This is a genomic window from Gardnerella sp. c10Ua_244 (assembly GCF_055818055.1).
Genome location: NZ_JARFVS010000001.1, coordinates 619,167 through 640,705 on the forward strand (window position 1 = coordinate 619,167; position 21,539 = coordinate 640,705).

Below are 21,539 nucleotides of genomic sequence, written 5' to 3' on the forward strand. Positions count from 1 at the left end.
AGTTAGCACGAGCAGACTATATTTGGTCAAAAGCGAAATAGCCAATGTGCTTGTGAAGAAAGGAGGCACAAATGGCTGAAAATGAATGGTTAGCTAAGGATTTTTATAAGGTTCTCGGTGTCTCCAAAGACGCAGATGAGGCAACGATTACCAAAGCGTATCGCAAACTTGCTCGTAAATATCACCCTGATTTAAACAAAACAAAAGAAGCTGAAGAAAAATTTAAGGATGTTTCTGAAGCTTACGACGTACTAAAAGATAGTCAAACTCGCCAACGTTATGATGCTATCCGCCAATTTGGTGCTGGTGGTGCTCGTTTCGCTGGAGGAGCAGGTGGTGCTGGTGGTTTCGATGCGTCGAGCTTCTCGGACATTTTCTCTATGTTCAACGGCGGCTCTGGCATGGGCAGCATGGGTGGCATGGGCGGAAACGGTTCGCGCATTCGCTTTACATCCAACGGTGCTGGACCAAATATGAGCGACATTTTCTCTATGTTTGGTGGAGGTCAGCGCTCTCAAGATTCAGCAGGATTCCAGGGTACGAGTGGCTTTGGTGGTGAGAGGTATTCTCAACCGCAGGAAGCTGATGTGCCTGAAGTTGGCGAAGATATAACAACCGATATAAAGCTCACATTTAAGCAAGCTTTTAAAGGCGCTACAGTATCGTTGCGTGCGGCTGGTGAAACTTTTAAAACGCATATTCCAGCTGGTGTAAAAACCGGACAGAAAATTCGTTTGAAAGGCAAAGGCAAACCAGGTAAGTTTGGTGGTGCTGCAGGTGACTTATACTTGCATGTTCAAGTAGAAGCATCAGATAAATTTACTTTGCGAGGCGACGATTTGATTTCTACATTGCCGCTAACGTTAAGTGAAGCAGTGCATGGTGCAAAGGTTAGTGTAAACGACATAGACGGCAATCCTGTTACTTTCAAAGTTCCAGCTTGTGTTTCAAGCGGCGATGAAGTTCGTATAGAAGGTGCTGGAGTGCCGGGGAAAAATGGCGATTTTGTTGGCGTTGTGCAGATTCGTTTGCCAAAGCGTTCAAGTATGTCTCTTAGACGCGTTGCAAAAGAATTTGATAAAACTGCTGGCGAAACTTATGCTGAAGAAATTAAAAAATTAAGACAAAACTAAGTTAACAATAATTTAGCAGGTTAAACACTGTTGAATTGCTTGTAACAGTGCTTTAAACATACTAAAAAGGGCAAAGGAAGGCGTGCTATGACACCAATAACGCGTGAAACTAAAGCACTGTATGAAATGTGTGCAGTTGCTTTAGTGCGTGGTACTGCAACGCTTGACGGGGCAGATGAAGTAGGATTTGTTCTTGATTTGCCAATATTTACCGTAAGCCATGTGGCACGCCTAACCAATACGCACCCGCAAACTTTACGACAGTATGATCGGCTTCATTTAATAATGCCGAATAGAACTGAAGGTGGCGCTCGCCGCTATTCTTTGCGAGATATAGACAGGATTGTGCAAACTCAGCATTTAAGCCAAAATGAAGGTATTAATCTTGCTGGCATCATGCAAATACTTGATTTGCAAGAAGAAAATCGACAGCTGAAAAGACAAGTAAGGCATTTGCTTGATTCTGCAGAGTCTTCAGAGCGCAATATTTTTGCTGCAAATGCAGATGGTGACATTGTGGAAATGCAGCGTTCTCGCAATGCGCGTCGCTGGAGGCGGGACATTCTTGCAGAGAGACGAGCGTTACCTTCGTCGTATTCTTCAGAAAGCTATAACAGTAATTATAAAAATCGAAAGTCTTCGGATGAAAAATCTGTGGTGTTGTGGAGAGCGTGGAGCATATAGTAACGTAGGTATGGCTACTTATTGTGCTTAAGTGAGAAATTAGCGAGAATTAACGAGAAGAATTAATAGTGCGAAAAGTAATGCAGAATTAGTGCGAAAATGATGTGCTATAAAAGCTAAAGCAAATATATGCAATATAAAGGATTGTGAATGGCTGAACAGACGACAAATGTGTGTGCAAATACTCTTAACTCTAGTGAAGAAAAACATGTGTTGCGTGCAGTTTTCTGGGATATGGATGGTACTCTTATAGATTCCGAGCCGTATTGGCATGAGTCGGAATTTTATTTAGTAAAAAAATACGGTGGTTACTGGGATGAAGATTTAGCTTGGGAATGTTCCGGCGGATCCCTTGAAACTGTTGCCAATAAAATGATTCCAAGCGGTACAAAACTTACTGTAGAAGAAATCGGCAAAGGTATGGTTGATTACGTTGCTGCTCGTGAAGCTGAATCCGTGCCATGGGTTCCAGGAGTTTTAGACGTACTTAAAAGCCTTACGGATGCTGGCATTCCTTCAATTTTGGTGAGTAATTCGCCGCGTTGTTTGGTTGAAAATATTGTGAATCACGCTCCAGAAGGCGCTTTCGCTGGGTATGTGTGTGGAGATGATGGATTTAAACCGAAGCCTAGTGCTGAGCCATATCTTGCTGCAGGAAAAATGGTTGGCATTGAGGGTACGGACGAGGAAGTTGCAAAGCAGATGGCTAATTGCATTGCCATAGAAGATTCTCTATCTGGTCTTACTGCCGCAATTAATTCCGGAGCAACTGTAATTGCACAAACAGGTTTTTCGCGCGCAAACATATCTGAAAGCAAGCATCACGCAGAACTTAACGGTTATGAAAATGTGACTGCTAAAATGCTTGAGAACATTGTTTTGAGTCGAAACTAATTAACAAACAAGCAAAACTAATTAATAAACTATTTAGTTATTTATTTAGATAGCTATTCGCATATCTGTTTGTAAATTAGCTACAGTTGATTTACTAGTTTCCTCCAGTTGTGTCATAGTTATTGTCATAACCATGACCGCCAGAATTATTATCGTAACTGCCAACGCCGCCCGATGATGAATCGTCACGACCATACAGCTGGCTATCAAGGTCTAAATCGTTGTCGTTGTCCTTGTCTTTATCTTTGTCCTTGTTTTTATCCTTATCTTCATTCTCAGTTTTTGCGTGCGTGAATGTGTGTTGTTCGCCTAATCCCCATTTTCCATCAGGTCCGCCAATTTTGCCTGTGTCTTTTGCTTCAGGGAATTTAGTATTCGGGGTTCCTATTACCGCTTGACGCATGTATCTTGTAAACAAGTGTACAGGGTAGTCGCTTCCGCCAAGATATCCGTGGAACGGTTTAATTACTTGTGGGCTACCTTTTGCGTCTGGATTCCATATGGCAAATGCGGTAACAATATTTGGCGTAAATCCTACAAAGCTACCAGCAGTTTCATCGTTTGCTGTTCCAGACTTTCCTGCAATTTCTCTACCTACAGCGCGAGCTTCAGTTGCTGTACCATGTTGCACTACGCCAATCATTGCTTTTGTAGCTAAAGCGGCATCGGCTGGTGAGAATACTTGCTTTCCAGCTGTTGGTGCACGGTAGAACTCTTTACCGTCGGGATTTTTTACGCTGGCAACAATATGCAAATCTGGGCGTCTTCCTTGGTTTGCAAATGTTGCATATGCGCGCGCAATTTCGCTTACATGTACAGAATCGTTTCCGAGCACAGTAAACGGATTCTCACCATTGACTCGTTCAGGATTTAAGCCTGCCATAACTGCGGTATGAGCAACTTTTTTAGCGCCAAGTTTACTTTGCAAATCCATATACACTGTGTTCACAGAATTTGCAGTTGCATTGTATAAGTTAATGGTGCCATAGCTCATGTTTGCAAAGTTTCCAACAGGTTTATCGATTCCATCAAACTTGCGTGGAGAATTGCCATTGAACATCGTATCCAAGCTAGTGCCAGCCTGAATTGCTCCCATAAGCGCAAAAGGCTTCATAGTAGAGCCTGGCTCATAAAGCGCTTGTGTGGCGTTATTAAGCTGTTTCTTTAGATAATCGTCTCCTGCGTAAACGGAAATGATTGAACCATCTTTTGCATTTATTGAAATTCCGCCAACTTGCAGTCCTTCTGGCACAATTCCTCGTCCATCTTGAGAAGGACTTGCAACTTTGAACATTAAATCTTGCTTAGCTTTATCGATAGTAGTAATAATGCGATATCCACCACTGTCGAGATCTTCCTGTGTAAAAGCACCATTCCTAGTTAACTCATCGCGAACCATATGCAATAAGTAACCTTGTTGACCTGCGTAAATGTTTTGAGTCGTCTGAGTAATAGTTTTAGGCATTTTTGCTTGCGCTGCCTGAGAGGCTGTAATGTAGCCATCTTCTTTCATAATGCGTAACACGCGCTTAAAACGAATGCCTGCTTCTTTTGGACCAATTGCAGGATCCCAGCTACTTGGTGCTGGAATAATACCTGCTAAAAGTGCAGCTTGCGAAAGTGACAAATCTTTTGCTTCTATGCCGAAATATGCTTTGGCTGCAGCTTGAATTCCGTATGCTCCTCTACCCAAGTAAATAGTATTCATATAATTGCAAAGTACTGTATCTTTATCTTGAGTTTGCGCAATTTTCAAAGCTAAAATAGCTTCTTTTAGTTTTCCAAAATAAGTTTTTGTTTCACCGAGATAATATCTTTCCGCATATTGTTGCGTAATAGTTGAGCCGCCCCAACGCCCGTGCTTTGTGATGTTATGAAGTAGTGCGCGTCCAATTCCTTTAAAATCTATTCCGCCATCGTGGTAGAAGGAACGATTTTCTGAAGCAACTATTGCTTTACCAACATATTTAGGTAGTACTGAACAATTGATAATTTCGCGATTTTGCTCAGCGAACGAACCTAATTCAGTTTTGCCATCTGAATAATACACTTTCGTCTTATCTGCCATAGCAACTTTGTCTGGTGCCGGTATGTCTGTAGTTGCATACAGATAAGCAAAAACAATTGTGCCTAGCAAAATTGGCACAAAAATAACGATAAGCGCCCAAAAAATAATAGGATGTCTGCCTCGCCAAGTTCTACGACGCCTTCTGCGTGTTGCTGCGCGAGAACGTTCGAATCTTGAATTACGGCTGCTTTTGTTTGATTCAAAAGAATACGAATTTGGACGATATGATTCTTGTCCGCGTGGTGGGACAGATGAAGGCATATTCGTATTTTTTTGTGATTGTGACGATACGCTTCGAGTAGCTTTCTCATGCGAAGTAGACGCTCGTCTTCCATCTTTACGTGCAACCATACATTCCACCGTAGCGTCCGGTGTTGAATTTTTCTACAAAACAGCATGTTTTTGTTTAGAAAAGATTAAAAATATTGAATATTAGTACATATTTGTTAAAGCAATAGTATTATGAAATGTGTATGGTGCGGCATAATGTAATGTCGCTTATTTTGCAGGGCAAGGAGTCTATATGAGCATCCGCGTTGCCATTGCCGGTGTCGGCAATTGTGCTTCGTCGCTGGTTCAGGGCGTTGAATATTACAAAAACGCTGATGACGGTGAGAAAATTCCAGGGTTGATGCACGCTGTATTTGGTCAGTATCGTGTGCGCGATATTGAGTTTGTTACGGCGTTTGATGTTGATTCTCTAAAGGTTGGGCATGATTTAAGTGAAGCAATTGGCGCTTCACAAAATAACACAATTCGTTTTGCTGATGTACCAAATTTGGGTGTAGAAGTATTGCGTGGTCCAACTTATGACGGCTTAGGTGATTATTATCGCGAGATGATTGACGAGTCCGAGGCTGAGCCTGTTGACGTAGCTCAAGTTTTGCGAGATAAGCATGTGGATGTGCTTGTTTCTTATCTTCCAGTAGGATCTGAGCAAGCCGATAAAGCTTATGCAACTGCTGCAATGGAAGCTGGATGCGCATTTGTAAACTGCCTGCCAGTCTTCATTGCTTCTGATCCTGAGTGGGCGCAAAAATTCCGTGATGCTGGAGTTCCTATTATTGGCGATGACATTAAAAGTCAGGTAGGTGCAACTATTACTCACCGCGTTATGGCTCGACTTTTTGAGGATCGCGGTGTGCGTTTGGATCGCACGTATCAGCTGAATGTTGGTGGAAACATGGACTTTATGAACATGCTTCAGCGTTCAAGACTTGAGTCTAAAAAGATTTCTAAGACTCGTGCAGTAACTTCAATCGTGTCTCATGAAATGGATGAGCATAATGTTCATATTGGGCCTTCTGACTACGTAGCTTGGTTGGATGATCGCAAGTTTGCTTTCGTGCGTTTGGAAGGTACTACTTTTGGTGATGTTCCTTTGAATTTGGAGTACAAGCTTGAGGTTTGGGATTCTCCAAATTCTGCCGGAATTGTTATCGATGCTGTTCGAGCCGCAAAAATTGCTTTGGATCGCAAGCTTTCTGGTCCGGTTTTGGCTCCAAGTTCATATTTTATGAAGTCTCCTGCAGTTCAGCATGAAGATAGTGAAGCTCGTCAATTAGTTGAACGCTATATTGCTGGTGATGTTGAAGCTAACGAGTCTCAGCTTGATGAAGATACTGAATTTGCAAAAGAGCACGGCAAGAGCGTGTGGCGCGCATAATTTATTACTACTCGACATGTAGCGAAAATCGTGTAATATAGATAGAGCCTCCGTGTGGCACTAAGTCACCCAATCCCCCCAGGGCAGAAATGCAGCAAGGGTAAGTGGCCTCTGGTGGGTGCGCGGAGGTTTTATTATGCGTAAAACTAGCGCGGTCGTAAATACTGTCGTAAAGTCTAAAGTATGAGTGAAGAATTTGCAGGAATTCAATCCAATAGCATTGACAATCAGCATGATGATTCTGCTGAGAAAAATGATGCGCTGCCGGTAGGTGGAACTTCGCAAGATGTTAATCGCAACAGTGAAGGTGGTGACTATTCGCATCCTTTGGATTCGATTAATACTATTACGCCATTTTCTCCAATCTCATCTGAAGATAATGACGAAAAAATATCGCCTTTATTTCCAGAAAATAATGAAGAAAAATCTTCTAAACAGTCTGTAAAACAGTTTGTGAAACAAACTAAGCGTCAATCTGATTTGTCTGATTTGTCTGATTTGTCTGATTTGTCTGGCTCGTCCGATTTGTCGTATTCGACTAATCAGTTATCTTCTAAAGATTCTCTATCAGATGCAGATGATATTGATCAGCTTGGTCAGCTTATAAAGCGTCCTAGAATATCTACCATATTGTGGTGTGTTGCTATTGCAATTGTTTTCTTGGCTTCTGCTGCGTTCATATGGTTTATTAGTGTGCAAACAGTACTTGGTCAAAGCTATGAAGAAATGGTAATTGATGGATTTGGTTCTCATGGTACGCCATCTTGGCTTGCATTTTGCTTGCGACCTATAAGCGTTTCTATGGTTGTTATAGTTACTAGCATAATAATTGCTCTTGTTTCACTCATAGTAGTTTGTATTCGTAAACGTTGGTGGCTTCTTGGTCAATGTGCTGGAATTATTATTCTTTCGGCTGCTGCTGAACCATTGAAAAAAATTCTTCCGCGCCCAATGCTTATAAGTATTGAATATTTGTCTGCAAATTCAGCACCTTCAGGTCATACCTTACTTATTACTGCATCATGTGCGTTGCTTATTTGCGCAGTTTCGCGTGTTTGGCGCGCATGGGCAGCGGTAGCTGCAGCTTTTATAAGCGTTCTTGTGGAACTTTCGTTGGTTGCAGCGCATTGGCATAGAGTTTCTGACGTTCTTATGTCATTACTTATCGTTGGTGCTGTAACGCTTATTATGCTCGCATGCACTCGCAGTAGTGGAATGGATATGCCAGCTTATCGACGTTCCTCAATTAGCGTTCAAATTGTAGGAAGCTCTATGATTACGATTGGTGTGTTGGCGTGTTTGTATGCACTTTATTTAATATGGCAAATTCTTCCTGGTGTTGATATTTTTGCTCAATGGGCTGCAAGCGTATCTTATGTAGCAACTTATTGGCTGATTATAGGCGTGTCTTTGCTTGTTTTTGGCGTAATTATGGTAATGCGTCACTCTACAGCTTCGCCGTTGAGTAGGCTTGGATTAGTAGGCGCTCCGCCGACGCCGCCATCTGCTTCTAAGTAATATTGTCTACTCTATCTGCTTTTATCCACCGAGGTGGAATGTAATAGACGTATAACTTAAGTTGCGATACAGTTAGCGTGAAACATATAGTTCGGAATTATATGTTCGATTGTGTTAGGAAAGGAGCGAATATGGCAGCACAGAATAAGCTAGTCATTGTGGAGTCTCCCACGAAAGCGCGAAAAATTGGCGGGTATTTAGGAAATGGCTACACCGTCATGGCTTCAGTTGGGCATATTCGCGATCTCGCTCAGCCAAGCCAAGTTCCAGCCTCACGCAAAGCAGCGTTTGGCAAGTTTGGTGTAGATGTCGATCATGGTTTTGCGCCATATTACGTAGTTGGCTCAGATAAAAAGAAAACTGTTTCCGATTTAAAGTCTGCGCTCGCAAAAGCTGACGAATTATATCTGGCAACTGATGAGGATCGCGAAGGTGAAGCTATTGCGTGGCACTTGGTAGAAGCATTGAAGCCAACTGTGCCAGTAAAGCGTATGGTGTTTCATGAGATTACTAAGGATGCAATTCAAGCCTCGCTTAGTAATACTCGAAATGTTGACGACAATATGGTTGATGCGCAAGAAACTCGTCGTGTGTTAGACCGTTTGTATGGATATGAGCTTTCTCCTGTTTTGTGGAGGAAAGTTGGTCCTGGTCTTTCTGCTGGACGCGTGCAGTCTGTTGCTACTAGGTTGATTGTTGAGCGCGAACGTGAGCGTATGGCGTTTACTAAGGCGTCTTACTGGGATATTAGCGCGGTTTTAAGTTCTAAAGGCTCAGATGGCGAGAGTGTTGATTTTGAAGCGCGCATGAGCGAGCTTTCTGGTCGTCGTTTGGCTGGTTCTAAAGATTTCAATTCAAAAGGTGAGTTGGTCTCTACAAAAGATGAATCACAAAAAGCTTTGCATGTTGACGCTGATTTTGCATCTAAGCTTTCTAAAGCTCTTGAGAATTCAGATTTTGTAGTTGACTCTATGGAAACGAAGCCGTATCGTCGTCGTCCTTTGCCACCTTTTACTACATCAACTTTGCAGCAAACTGCTGGAAACCGACTTTCAATGAGCTCTCGCCAAACTATGCGAGCTGCACAATCTCTATACGAAAACGGCTATATCACTTACATGCGTACGGATTCCGTAACGCTTTCCAAAGAAGCTATCGAAGCTGCGCGTAGTGCTGCTCGTGCAGCATTTGGCGACGAATATGTTTCGCAATCTCCTAAGCAGTACGCAACTACGTCTGCAGGAGCGCAGGAAGCTCATGAATGTATTCGCCCTGCTGGAGCGCGTTTCTTAAGCCCGGACGAGCTTGCAGATAAATTACCTGCGGATCAGCTAAAATTGTATACGCTTATTTGGCAACGAACCCTTGCGTCACAAATGGCTGATGCTACAGGTTTTACAGCAACTGTTAAGTTAAATGCTTCTGCTGGAGAATATGGAGAAGCTTTGTTCCAAGCTTCTGGAACAGTAATTACTTTTGCTGGTTTTATGAAGGTTTTTGGCAATGCTCATGCAACTGAAGGTGAAAGCGATAAGGCACTTCCTCAAATGCAAGCTGGGGATGTTCTTGAAGCTAAAAGTGTTAGTGCGGATTCTCACGAAACTCAGTCTCCTGCAAGATATACTGAAGCTTCTTTAGTTAAAACTTTGGAAGCTAAGGAAATAGGACGCCCTTCTACTTACGCAACGATTATTTCTACAATTATTGATCGCGGATACGTGTATGAGCGTGGACGTGCGTTAATTCCTTCTTGGCTTGCTTTTGCTGTAATTAAACTTTTGGAAGCGAATTTCCCAAAGTATGTTGATTACGCGTTTACTGCTGATATGGAAAATGGTTTGGACAGAATTGCGCACGGTGAAGAAACCGGTCGCGATTGGCTAACTAGATTCTATTTCGGTTCCGGTGAGGGTGCTGCTAATTCTGCTGATGAAGCTCATATTGGTTTGCAACAGCAGGTTGCAGAGCTTGGTGAAATTGATGCGCGTGAAATAAATACCATAGACATTGGCGATGGTTTGCATGTGCGTATTGGACGCTATGGTCCGTACTTGGAAGACATTAAGAATCTTGATGCTGAAGGCAACCCTCGTCATGCTTCTTTGCCAGAAACTTTAGCTCCAGATGAGTTAACTGTTGATGCTGCTCGAGAATTGCTTGAGAATAATGCTGAAGGTCCACGTGTGCTTGGAGTAGATCCAGAAACGGGTGGGAACGTAGAAGTGCGCAATGGTCGTTTTGGTCCGTACGTGGCACTGGTAGAAGAGCAGGATAATGCGGAAGATTCTAAGTCTTCTAAGGCTTCTAAAGCTCGTCCAAAAATGGCTTCTTTGTTTAAAACCATGGATCCAGCGACTTTGACTTTGCAAGAAGCGTTGCAACTCTTGAATTTGCCACGTTTGGTTGGTGAGTATGAAGAAGTTGATGCCGAAGGCGTTGTAAAACTAGCTCGTATCGAAGCAAATAATGGTCGTTACGGTCCATATTTAACTAAAACATATTCTGCTGTAGATACTTCTGCTGGAGAAACTGTGGAATCTAAGCCGGATACGCGATCCCTTTCTAGTGAAGATGCTATTTTTACTGTTACTTTGCAAGAAGCGAAAGATTTATTTGCGCAACCAAAGTACGTTAAGCGTACTCGTGGTGCCGCCAAGCCGCCTCTTCGTGAGCTTGGTACAGATCCTGAAACTGGAAAGCCAGTAGTGATTAAGGATGGTTTCTACGGAGCTTATATTACTGATGGTGAAACGAATCGCACTTTGCCAAAGCAGTATACGCCTGAATCGATTGATCCGCAGGATGCATTTGCACTTTTGGCGCAAAAGCGTGCCGCAGGTCCCGTAAAACGCAAAAAGCGCGCGACTAAGAGCACTGCAAAATCTTCTGAAAAGAAGTCTACTGCGAAAAAATCTATCGCAAAGAAAACTTCTACAAAGAAGACTACTTCAAAGAAATCTACCGCTAAAAAAGCATAGAATAAAATCTAAAGATTAAATAGACCTTGCATATGGAGTCAAAAAAATATGGCATCTAAGAATGACGATTTTTCTGGTGGCTGCGCTTGCGGAGGAAACTGCGGCTGCAGAAGTGAGCAATCTTATGCAAATAAAGGTTTATTTATTTCTTTCGAGGGCATTGATGGCGTTGGCAAAACTACGCAAGTTGAGGCTCTTAAGGATTATTTGCAATCTTTGGGGCGAGAAGTTGTAGTGACGCGTGAGCCTGGCGGTACGCAGTTGGGTAAAACTTTGCGCGAAATACTGTTGCATGGCACGAGTGTATCTGCCAGATCAGAAGCTTTGCTTTTTGCTGCGGATCGTGCACAGCATGTTGCGCAAGTAATTCGCCCGGCACTTACCCGTGGTGCAGTAGTAATAACGGATCGTTATATTGATTCTTCGCTTGCTTACCAAGCAGGCGGTCGCGAATTGACTATGGATGATGTGCGAACTTTAAGTGAGTGGGCAACGGATTCGCTATGGCCTAATCGCACTTATTTGCTAGATATGCAACCGGAAGATGCTTTTAAGCGTTTGCATCGCGAGCAAGATCGCATGGAATCAGCTGGAATAGATTTCGCTCGTCGCACTAGAGAAGCATTTTTAGATTTAGCGCAGGAGTCTGCAGATCGTTATCGCGTATTAGACGCAACGTTCTCGGCGAAATCATTATTTGAACTTATTGTGCAAGACGTACATAACTTAATTGAAGAAATTGAAACTAAATAAAGTGGCGAACTTTATAAAGTGAAGAAGTAGAGAAGCTATGTAGGGGGTGAAGCGATGAGTGTGTGGGATAGCGTTATTGGACAAGAACAGGTAGTTTCGCGATTGCGAAAAATTGCTTGTGCGGACGCTAGTAAAATAGCGCAATCTTGGCTGATTTGCGGAGCTGCTGGATTCGGTAGTGCGCAAGTTGCGCGCGCTTTCGCTGCAGCTCTCGAAAGTCCGGATCATGGAGAAGATAGTGATGGAATTAGTGGCGAAGGTGAGCTTAGTAAAACTGCCAAAGAAGTTTTAGCAGGATCGCATCCTGATGTGCATACGCTTGCAACAAAAGGCGTAACTCTTAGCATTGACGATGTGCGTGAGACAATTGGGATTTCTGAGCAGATGCCTAGCACTGCTCCTTGGCGAATCATAATTATTGAAGATGTTGACCGAATGTTGGAACGTAGCACGAACGTTCTTCTTAAAGAGATTGAAGAGCCAAGCGAACATACGATTTGGCTTTTATGCGCTTCAAGTGTTATGGATGTGCTTCCAACAATTCGTTCGCGCACACAACTTGTGCAATTAGCTACTCCAAACGAGCAGTCTATAGCAGAATATCTTACTAAAAAGACGGATGCGGATAATAAGCTAGCGAGTCGTGCAGCCAGGCTTTCTCAAGGAAATATAGCAACTGCTTTTATTTACGCAAGCGATGAGCGTGCTTTAAGTAGGCGAGATGAGCTTGTTGCAGGATTGCTTCGTATGCATGATGCTGCCGACGCAATTATGCTTGCTGCAATGCTTATTGACGATGCAAAAGCACAAGCAGAAGATGAGGTTCAACGAAATGTTGAGGCTCAACAGAAAGAATTTCGCAGGATTAACGGATTAGGCGATGAGGATCGCATTCCGCCCAAATTGCGCGCAAGCTACAATGCAATTGGAAAAAAGGATGATGTAAAACGTAAAGTAACTCGTGTAAGCCGTGACGTGTTATGCCGTTCTCTTGACGCAATCGATAGTGTGTATAGAGATGTTTTAGTTGTTGTTAATGACGCGCAAAAGTCTTCGCCAATTATAAATCAGGAATACAAGTCTAGAATTGTCCAGTTGGCACAAAGCATGACAGCAAGTAGAGCCTTGGATTGCGTTGACAGTATTGCTACTGCTCGTCGTCGGCTTTCGAGAAATGGTAACGCAACTCTTGTTTTTGAAGCGCTATTTTGCTCACTTTTGCAAAGTCAATAAAATGCAAAAGTATCATATCCTCCACGGAAGTGACATATCGCTTGTGCCTATTCTTGGTGAATTTGTTGATTCGCGTCGCATGATTTCTGGTCTAAACTCCATATGTGCAGGTAACCAATGTTGCTCTGATTTGTTGACAGCGGTTAGGCGGATTGCTTCGCGTGCAATTTGCTGGTACGGAGGACGGATTGAAGAAAGCTTTGGTTCAGATATTTCTGCCTGTCTGCTATCTCCGTAACCTATTACGAGAACATCCTGCGGAACTTGCAAAGAAAGCTCATCTAAAGCTAGAAGTGCTCCAAGTGCGACAGCGTCATTTGCGCAAATAACAGCGTCTGGTTTGCGAGATTGCTTAGCAGTAGAATCAGAAAAAAGCCGCATTGTATCCTTGAATCCACGTTGATAAGTAAGTTCTCCAAAAGTTGTCCAATCTGGCTCAGAAAGTAAACTTAATCGGCTTGCAGCAGTCTGAAAATTGGCAAATAGGTTTGCGCTTTGTGTGGAGTCAACATTTCCACTTAAATAAGCAATATTATGGGCATCGTGATGCGAAAGATGTATTAAAGCAGCTTCCATCATTGATTCTTGATCCATGCCAACCCAATTGACGTGGAATGAAGTAGCAGTGCCACCAATTTGCACAATGGGAAGATTGTCAACGTAGTTTTCAAGTGTTTTTGTTAAATCACTATTGTTAGATGGCATGACAATAAGACTGTCAACATTATGACCGATAAGCTCTTCTATGCGTTCTTCTTGAGCTTCTGCGTCTTTTCCAGTTCCAACAAGAAGTATTTTATCTATTTCATGAGCTGCTTCATCCAATGCAGAAAGCATATTTACACTGAATGAATCATCTACGTTGCTTGTGCCTATTACTACGCCGATTGTATTAGTTGTGTCACTTCTTAATGCGCTTGCTGCATAATTTACTGAATAATTAAGCTGCTCTGCAGCTTTTCTTACGCGTTTTGCAATATCGTCATCTTTGGCTCGTCTACCAGAAAGTACACGAGATACTGTTGCAATTGAAACTTTTGCAAGAGCTGCTACATGAGTTATGGAGGCGTTTTGATTAGTTTGATTTGTCATATTTGCCCCCGAATAAGTGCGGTGCTGTAATTATTGGTAAACAGCACCGCAAATTGAATATTATTTATTTGTCAGTTTATGTACACTTATTTATTTATATTATTCGCCTTTCGTGACTACATCGACAAGATTGTTAGCTACATTTTCAGCGTCTTCACCATCAACGGTAATTGTGATTGAATCTCCTTTAGTAATACCCAATCCCATAATTGAAAGAATGCTATTCGCACTTACAGGGGTACCTTCGCCTTTCGCAATCGTTACAATGCAATTTGAGGACATCGCGGCTTGAGAAAATTCTGACGCTGGGCGAGCATGTATTCCAACTGGGTCTTCAATAGTAACAGTACGAGTTGCAATTGCCATTTTTTCTCCTTTGAATAATAATTAACAAATTCTGCTTTTATTTTTATTTTTCATATAAAAGCAAACCATATTTTTTCTTAAGGTTTTTTGTTTGCTATTTTCAACATTAAGTGTAGCATAATTAATTGAAAAATACAGAAAACGTTTTCACTTGTTGTAACAACGTTTTTAATGGTGTATAGTTTCATTAGTAAGAAACGTTTACCTACAAGAAATGCTTATGCGGCGTTGCGGCCGTAATAAAGTTTCTAAACCTAAAGGAGGGTTTTAAGTATGGTAATCACTGGTGTTGGCATTGGGCGCTCGATGGCATATGGTGAAGTATTGTGTATGGCACCTGCTTTGCATGAGCCAGAGGATTCTCCTCGTGCTGTTAGTGTGTTGGCTGAGGATGCAAAAAAGGCTGTTAAAAATGCTTTAAATGAAGTAAATAAAGACCTAAACCATCGTGCAAGTGAGGCTCTTGAAGCAAAGGATGAGGGGACTCGAAAAGCAGCACCAATTATGCAAGCTCTTGCACAGATGGCATCGGATCCAGCGTTAATAAGTGCAATTGAATCTGGTATTGATAAGGGGAAAACAGCTGAACGTGCCACTTGGGAAGGGTTCGCACAATTTGAAGACATGTTGCGTAATCTTGGTGGTTACATGTCTGAGCGTGCAGGAGATTTGCATGATGTTGGCCAGCGTGTTATTGCATCTTTGATTGGTGTTGAAGCTCCTGGGGTGCCGGAAAGTGATTCGCCTTTTGTGCTGGTTGCTAGGGATCTTTCACCTGCTGATACAGCTTCACTTGATTTAAGCAAGGTTCAGGCAATTGTCACTCTTGATGGTGGTCCTACAAGTCACACTGCTATTCTTGCTCGTGCTCGTGGAATTGTTGCTGTTGTTGGAGCACACGATGCCTCTCAGCTGAAGAATCATCAAATTGTTGTAGTAGATGCCGTTAATGGTCATGTTATAAGCGGTCCTAGTGAAGAAGAGATCGCGCATGTTAAAGAGTCTCGTGAGCGTTTAAGCCGCGCTCATGAATTGCGTGGATTGCCTGGAAGTACAAAAGATGGTCATTTGATTCCTCTTTTAGCAAATGTAGGAAAGCCCTCAGATGCTGCAACTGCTCATGAGTATGGAGCAGAAGGAGTAGGTCTATTCCGAACGGAATTTCTGTTTATTGGTAACGAGCAACCGCCTAGTATAGAAGAACAAACAGAATCTTATACAGAGTTACTATCTCAGTTTGAAGGCAAGAAAGTTGTTATTCGATTGCTTGATGCTGGAGCAGATAAGCCGTTACCATTCTTGACTCCTGAAGATGAACCAAATCCTGCCCTCGGACTTCGAGGTTTGCGTACTCTAAGACAGCATATGGATGTTCTAGATGATCAGCTGGAGGCATTATCTCGTGCTGATGCTGTGACGAATGCTGACTTATGGGTGATGGCTCCAATGGTTTCAGACGAACATGAAGCAGCATATTTTGTAAAACTTGGTAAATCTAAAGGTCTTAAAAAGGTTGGCATTATGGCAGAGGTGCCTTCTATCGCTCTTGTTGCCGAGGAGGTTGCTCAAGTCGCTGATTTTGTATCTATCGGAACGAATGATTTGACGCAATACACTCTTGCAGCAGATAGAACCCTTGGGTCTGTTTCTAATTATCAAACTGCTTGGCACCCTGCAGTGTTGCGCGCGATCAAAATGATTGCAGACGCTGGTAACGCACATGGTATGCCAGTCGGAGTGTGTGGAGAAGCTGCAGCAGATCCAGACTTAGCGATTGTTCTTACAGGTCTCGGTATTAACTCGCTTTCTATGACGCCAGTTGCTTTGGACGATGTTCGAGCAGAACTTGCTCAAACTACATTTGATGAAGCTAAAGCTAAAGCTCATGAGGCTTTAGCTGGAAAGTTCTACCACTCAATCATGCAAGAATAAGCCAAGGGAGTAATTCAAAATATGATCATTACGAAAAACATTAAAAATTCGATTACCAATCAGAAATAATCAAGAATAATTAACATGCTTAGAAAAGAGAAAATATGAGTGCTGATATTGATGAGCTTCTTCCGGATTCTGCAGTAAACCTTGATATTCCAGCGAAAGATTGGCGTGATGCTATTTGTCTTGCAGGCAATGCTTTGAAGGAGTCTGGCTTTACTACTGATGAATATACGAATCAGATGATTGAAACAGTTGAGAAAATGGGCCCGTATATTGTTATTGCCCCAGGCTTGGCTTTGGCGCATTCGCGCCCGTCGGAAGCAGTGTTAAAAAGTGGTTTGAGCTGGATTCGTTTAAGTACGCCTATTAAATTTGGTAACACTGCCAACGATCCGGTCTCTTTAGTAATTGGTCTTGCAGGTCACGATGAAAATGAGCATATTGGCGTTATGTCCGCGGTTGCTGCAGCTTTGTCTAATCCTGTGAAGACTAGAGAACTTGCGCAAGCAAAAAACGCTAAAGAAATTCGCGCAATTCTTAAAAGTTAAATACTAAAGAATTAGTTAATTTTGCAAAATTAAAAAAATACAACTCAACGAAAGAGGTTATCTATGAATATTCTATGTGTATGCGGAAACGGCATTGGCACGTCTGTACTTTTAAAAATCAATGTTGAGGCTGCGGCAGCAGACTTAGGTCTTGATGTTACAGTTACTACTTCCGATGCTGGAAGTGCAAAAGGTACTGCCAATATGAATGATCTTGTGCTCACTTCTCCTCAGCTTGCTCCAGAGCTTGAGGGCACTACCACTCCTGTAGAAACAATTGAAAATTTCATGGATGTTGAAGAGGTGAAGGGTGTGCTTGAGCGTTACGCATAGATTATGTGTAACAAATAAACGTTTGATTATGCTGATTACGTGCTTACTGCTTTGGCATAGTCATACTGTTATTTCATGTGCTATTCGCTTTTTCTAAATAAAAAGAAGGAAATAAGATGAACATTGTAGTTCAGGTTTTAAATTTCATAAGTCAGCAGATTTTGAATGTGCCGGCTTATTTGATTGGTATTATTGCAGCAATCGGTCTTATCGCACTCAAGCGTAGTGCAGGACAGGTGATTGCAGGCGGCTTAAAGGCTGCTATGGGTTACCTCATTTTGGGTGCAGGTGCTGGCGTTGTTGTTGGCGCCCTTGCTCCATTTGGCGACTTGGTTTTGAAGTCTACTGGTGCTCATGGTGTTGTACCTACAAATGAGGTTATTACTGCTCAGGCTGCAGGTCAGTACGGTGCTACTTCTGCGTACATTATTGTGCTCAGCTTCGTTCTTATGCTTCTTGCTGCACGCTTTACTCCTCTGAAGTACATATTCTTGACTGGTCACCACATGGTGTTCATGTCTATGCTTTTGGCTCTAGTTCTTTCCGTTGGTTTTGGCGCAAGCAACCAGTTGCTTATTGTTATTGTCGGCTCTGTCATTATGGCAACGGTTATGGTTGTTCTGCCAGCTTTTGCGCAGCCTTTTATGAACCGTATTACTGGTAGCGATAAGCTCTCGATTGGTCACTTTAACTCCTTAAGTTACATTGTTTCTGGTGCTGTCGGTGCTGCTGTTGGTAAGAAGTCTAAGTCTACTGAAGATATCAACTTCCCTAAGGGATTGAGCTTCTTGCGTGATTCAATGGTCTCCACGACTTTGTTGATGGTTGTGCTGTATTTGGTATTCGCAGTGTGGGCTTCGGTTGTGTTGCCAGTAAAGGAACTCTTCAAGATTTTCGCGTCTCATCCTACGGACTATAGTGCCTTCTACATGGCGGCTTTTGCTCAGGCTTTGCAATTTGGAATTGGTGTTAGTGTCATCCTCTACGGCGTTCGTATTATTTTAGGTGAATTGGTTCCTGCATTCCAGGGTATTGCTAACAAGGTCGTTCCAGGCGCTCGTCCAGCATTGGATATTCCAATCGTATTCCCATACGGTGCTAATGCTTCTCTTATTGGCTTCTTGTCTTCCTTCGTTGGAGGTCTTGTAGCTCTCGGACTTATTGCAATTTGGATGGGTCCAGCTTGGGGATTGGCATTGATTCTCCCAGGAATGGTGCCTCACTTCTTCGATGGTGGTGGTGCAGGCGTGTTTGGTAATGCAACCGGTGGTCGTCGTGGTGCTATTCTCGGTGGTTTTATTAACGGTTTAATTATTACATTCCTTCCAGCAGTATTGCTTACTGTTATGGGTTCCTTCGGCTTGGCAAACTCCACCTTCGGCGATGCTGACTTTGGTTGGATTGGTACTGTTGTGGGTAACTTCGCTCACCTCGGTGCTGGCGTTGGTGCTATAAGCTTGATTATTGTTGCTGTTATTCTGTTTGCCTTGGCTTGGGTATGGCAGGTTAAGGTTGTTAACACTGGCTGGCTTCCTGCAGTAAAGCATGCTGAGTTCATTGAAGAAATTAAGAAGCAAGAGCGTGCTGCTAAGAAAGCAGCTATGGCAGCTAAGGCTGCTGAAACTCATGAGGAGGCTGTTACAAAATAAATAGAGTACGGTAAAAAATTACATTTTAGTTAATGCGCCCAGTTTAGATTTTTCTGGGCGCACGTTTTATATTGACCGTCAAATTATGCAGTTAGCGTTGTTTCTGTAGTGTTTTTTGCTTGAGCGTCACAATCTGCTTGAACAATTAAATTACGTGAACGTTTGCGTTTATTTGTTACTCGCGCAGTTGATTAGTGTTGTGTAATGGTAGATACTTAAATTATGAATATTTCTACAGATTTCACTACTGTTCCAGACGATTATTCTAAAGCTGCGCCGGAGCAGAATAAAATCAATGGAATTCCAGTAGTTTCGTTTCCATTTTATATAGATAAATTGCCATCTTTCGTGCATTATTTGCATTGGCGTTTTGTTGACGACGACGCAATACCGGTATGCGGTTTTGAGTGGATTCACTGGACTGCTGCAAACGTGCCTGTTGAAGCGTTAATGTTTGATTTTAACGATTCTCACGCTTTGCAAATACCGGAAGATTTTTCTCGCACGATGACTTCTATGATTCCAGAAGCGCTTCAAGGACGTAACTCGCAAGCTAGCAGATTTATTGGTTGCACTGATCCAGCAATTACTATGCGTTACAACGGCCCGCAGCCTCCTGATAAAGATCACGAATACATGTTTGAAGTTTTTGGTACAGAAAAGCCTTTGCCAAACCTTAAACCGGGATTCTATATGAATGAATTGTTGCGTGAAGTAAGAAACGTAACTTCAGGTGTAGATGCTGATGGCATGTTCCTTACTGGTAAAGCCTAAACGCAAGCACGAGGGCAACCAATTAGGTCAGCAGTTAACGCCTAAGCGTTAGAATCAAACAGTAATAAATCTAAAAATAAAATATAAAATCTAAAAACAGAGGATGCAAATATGGCATGCACAACAATTCTTGTTGGTCGAAAAGCAAGCTACGACGGATCTACGCTTATTGCGCGTAACGAAGACTCCGCAAATGGCGAATTTAATCCAAAGCGCTTAGTGGTAGTAAAGCCGGAAGATCAACCTCGCGTTTATAAGTCTGTTCTTAGCCACGTAACAGTTGAGTTGCCGGATAATCCAATGCAATACACAAGCGTGCCAAACGCAGACTTGCGCGAAGGAATTTGGGGAGAAGCTGGCGTTAACGAAGCAAACGTTGCAATGAGCGCAACTGAAACGCTTACATCCAACGAGCGTGTGTTAGGCGCAGATCCAATGGTTGAGCTTCAAAAAGCGCAAGGCAAAGTTGGGGATGCTGACTATAAGCCGGAAGTGCCGGGTGGAATTGGTGAAGAAGACTTCTTAACGCTTGTTTTGCCTTATATTCGTAGCGCTCGCGAAGGTGTTGAGCGTTTGGGCGCATTGCTTGAAAAGTACGGCACTTATGAGATGAATGGCGTTGCATTTTCGGATGTGAACGAGATTTGGTGGTTTGAAACTGTCGGTGGTCATCATTGGATTGCTAAGCGTGTGCCGGATGAAGCTTATGTTGTTATGCCAAACCAGCTTGGAATTGACGAGTTCGATTTAGATGATGCTTTTGACACTCAAGAGGAGCATATGTGCTCGGCTGATTTGCTTGAGTTTATTGAAGAAAATTACTTGGATTTGTCGGTTGAAAACGCTTCTCCTTTCAATCCTCGCGACGCTTTCGGCTCTCATTCGGATGCCGACCACGTTTACAACACTCCTCGTGCATGGTTCATGGAGCGCTTCTTGAATCCGTATGACGAAGTGTGGGATGGTAAAGACGCTGATCATCGTCCGGACAGCAACGATATTCCTTGGGCTCGCCAGCCTGAGCGCAAGGTAACCATTGAAGACGTTAAGTACGTTTTGAGCTCTCACTATCAGGGCACTGAGTATGATCCTTACGGCAAGCTTGGAGATGAGCATACTCGTCACATGTTGCGTCCAATCGGCATTAACCGTCAAAGCGAGCTTGCTGTAATGCAAATCCGCCCTTACATGCCGGAAGCAATGCGTGCAATTCAGTGGATTACTTACGGTTCTAATCCTTTCAATTCTTTGATTCCGTTCTATCCAAACGTAAATCGCACTCCAAAGTATTTGGAAGATACGACTACTCGCGTAACAAGCGAAAACTTCTATTGGGAGAATCGCATTATTGCTGCTCTTGCGGATGCCGCATTTAACGACACTGCAAACGCGATTGAGCGCTACCAAGAAGTTGTCGGTTCCCTTGGTCACGCAATGGTCAAGTCTACGGATGCTGCCGTGGCAGATATTCTTGGCGTTGATTTGGCTGATTACGAGCCAGAACGTGAAGGTGATGAAGGCGAAGATTACGATGATTTAGTTCGCGATCCCGAAGCTATTATTGCCGAGCTTCGCAACGATAAAGTGCGTGAGGCTTTGGCTGAAGCAAATGACGATATGGCGGCAAAGTTGAAGAAAGAAACCGATTCTTTGCTTGACACAGTTCTGTACATCACTAGCATGCGTATGAAGAATGGTTTTAATCGTTCCGATCACTGAAATGCAATTAAATAAGTTTTCTCGTAATTGATATGGAAAAACTTACGAAAATAATTTAATAACTCAGATGCCTTCCTAAGAAATGAACTTTTTATTTCATGTGGAAGGCATTTTTGTTATCTTTTGTTATTTTGCTATAGACGTTGCTAATAGCGCGTATAGATATTGCGTGTGGTGCCTATGCTGCGAACAA

General features: G+C 42.7%; 17 protein-coding genes and 1 other RNA gene. 15 read left to right on the top strand and 3 right to left on the bottom strand.

The annotated features are described in order from the left end of the window. Positions 1-71 precede the first annotated feature (71 nt). The 3 genes from P0108_RS02680 (at position 72) to P0108_RS02690 (ending at position 2,711) form a co-directional block, all read left to right on the top strand. Positions 72-1,133: a DnaJ C-terminal domain-containing protein gene (locus tag P0108_RS02680; RefSeq protein ID WP_064621751.1), complete on the top strand. Its 1,062-nt coding sequence runs from the start codon at positions 72-74 to the stop codon at positions 1,131-1,133. 87 nt (positions 1,134-1,220) lie between these two features. After that, positions 1,221-1,817, top strand: a complete 597-nt coding sequence (locus tag P0108_RS02685; protein ID WP_064621750.1) for a heat shock protein transcriptional repressor HspR — start codon at positions 1,221-1,223, stop codon at positions 1,815-1,817. 150 nt (positions 1,818-1,967) lie between these two features. Then, positions 1,968-2,711, top strand: coding sequence for an HAD family hydrolase (locus P0108_RS02690; protein WP_288231311.1), 744 nt, complete (start codon positions 1,968-1,970; stop codon positions 2,709-2,711). A 94-nt stretch (positions 2,712-2,805) separates the two neighbouring features. On the opposite strand, the gene P0108_RS02695 is transcribed toward P0108_RS02690, so the two are convergent. Then, positions 2,806-5,130, bottom strand: coding sequence for a transglycosylase domain-containing protein (locus P0108_RS02695; RefSeq protein WP_116440690.1), 2,325 nt, complete (start codon positions 5,128-5,130; stop codon positions 2,806-2,808). Between the two features lie 172 nt (positions 5,131-5,302). Here P0108_RS02695 and P0108_RS02700 point away from each other — a divergent pair, with 172 nt between their 5' ends. From P0108_RS02700 to P0108_RS02725, 6 genes are all read left to right on the top strand, one after another. Beyond that, entirely contained in the window at positions 5,303-6,445 is a 1,143-nt protein-coding gene (locus P0108_RS02700; protein WP_473730725.1) for an inositol-3-phosphate synthase, read from the top strand. 41 nt (positions 6,446-6,486) lie between these two features. Further along, positions 6,487-6,583, top strand: an RNA gene (ffs, locus tag P0108_RS02705) — signal recognition particle sRNA small type. A 45-nt stretch (positions 6,584-6,628) separates the two neighbouring features. After that, on the top strand, positions 6,629-7,963 hold the full coding sequence (locus tag P0108_RS02710; RefSeq protein ID WP_004108062.1) for a phosphatase PAP2 family protein: 1,335 nt from the start codon (positions 6,629-6,631) through the stop codon (positions 7,961-7,963). Between the two features lie 131 nt (positions 7,964-8,094). Next, the gene (topA, locus tag P0108_RS02715) at positions 8,095-10,941 is read left to right on the top strand and encodes a type I DNA topoisomerase (protein ID WP_473730726.1); all 2,847 of its coding nucleotides are present in this window, start codon (positions 8,095-8,097) and stop codon (positions 10,939-10,941) included. Between the two features lie 48 nt (positions 10,942-10,989). After that, positions 10,990-11,694 (top strand): dTMP kinase, encoded by a 705-nt coding sequence (gene tmk / locus P0108_RS02720; protein ID WP_473730727.1) that lies wholly within the window; start codon positions 10,990-10,992, stop codon positions 11,692-11,694. 54 nt (positions 11,695-11,748) lie between these two features. Then, positions 11,749-12,927: a DNA polymerase III subunit delta' gene (locus P0108_RS02725; RefSeq protein ID WP_473730728.1), complete on the top strand. Its 1,179-nt coding sequence runs from the start codon at positions 11,749-11,751 to the stop codon at positions 12,925-12,927. A 12-nt stretch (positions 12,928-12,939) separates the two neighbouring features. Here P0108_RS02725 and P0108_RS02730 read toward each other — a convergent pair whose 3' ends face one another. Next, complete coding sequence (locus tag P0108_RS02730; RefSeq protein WP_004108041.1) at positions 12,940-14,019, bottom strand: LacI family DNA-binding transcriptional regulator; 1,080 nt, start codon at positions 14,017-14,019, stop codon at positions 12,940-12,942. Positions 14,020-14,118: 99 nt separating this feature from the next. Then, positions 14,119-14,385 (bottom strand): HPr family phosphocarrier protein, encoded by a 267-nt coding sequence (locus P0108_RS02735; RefSeq protein ID WP_004108039.1) that lies wholly within the window; start codon positions 14,383-14,385, stop codon positions 14,119-14,121. Between the two features lie 273 nt (positions 14,386-14,658). Here P0108_RS02735 and ptsP point away from each other — a divergent pair, with 273 nt between their 5' ends. From ptsP to P0108_RS02765, 6 genes are all read left to right on the top strand, one after another. After that, the gene (ptsP, locus tag P0108_RS02740) at positions 14,659-16,317 is read left to right on the top strand and encodes a phosphoenolpyruvate--protein phosphotransferase (protein ID WP_473730729.1); all 1,659 of its coding nucleotides are present in this window, start codon (positions 14,659-14,661) and stop codon (positions 16,315-16,317) included. A gap of 104 nt (positions 16,318-16,421) precedes the next feature. After that, the gene (locus P0108_RS02745; protein ID WP_288231325.1) at positions 16,422-16,871 is read left to right on the top strand and encodes a PTS sugar transporter subunit IIA; all 450 of its coding nucleotides are present in this window, start codon (positions 16,422-16,424) and stop codon (positions 16,869-16,871) included. A 63-nt stretch (positions 16,872-16,934) separates the two neighbouring features. After that, positions 16,935-17,204, top strand: a complete 270-nt coding sequence (locus P0108_RS02750; RefSeq protein ID WP_004104746.1) for a PTS sugar transporter subunit IIB — start codon at positions 16,935-16,937, stop codon at positions 17,202-17,204. 116 nt (positions 17,205-17,320) lie between these two features. Then, positions 17,321-18,853, top strand: a complete 1,533-nt coding sequence (locus P0108_RS02755) for a PTS ascorbate transporter subunit IIC (RefSeq protein WP_012914509.1) — start codon at positions 17,321-17,323, stop codon at positions 18,851-18,853. A gap of 222 nt (positions 18,854-19,075) precedes the next feature. After that, a complete protein-coding gene (locus tag P0108_RS02760) occupies positions 19,076-19,627 on the top strand; it encodes a YbhB/YbcL family Raf kinase inhibitor-like protein (protein WP_004108030.1) in 552 nt (183 codons plus the stop codon). 111 nt (positions 19,628-19,738) lie between these two features. Continuing rightward, entirely contained in the window at positions 19,739-21,346 is a 1,608-nt protein-coding gene (locus tag P0108_RS02765; protein ID WP_473730730.1) for a C69 family dipeptidase, read from the top strand. Positions 21,347-21,539: the final 193 nt, after the last annotated feature.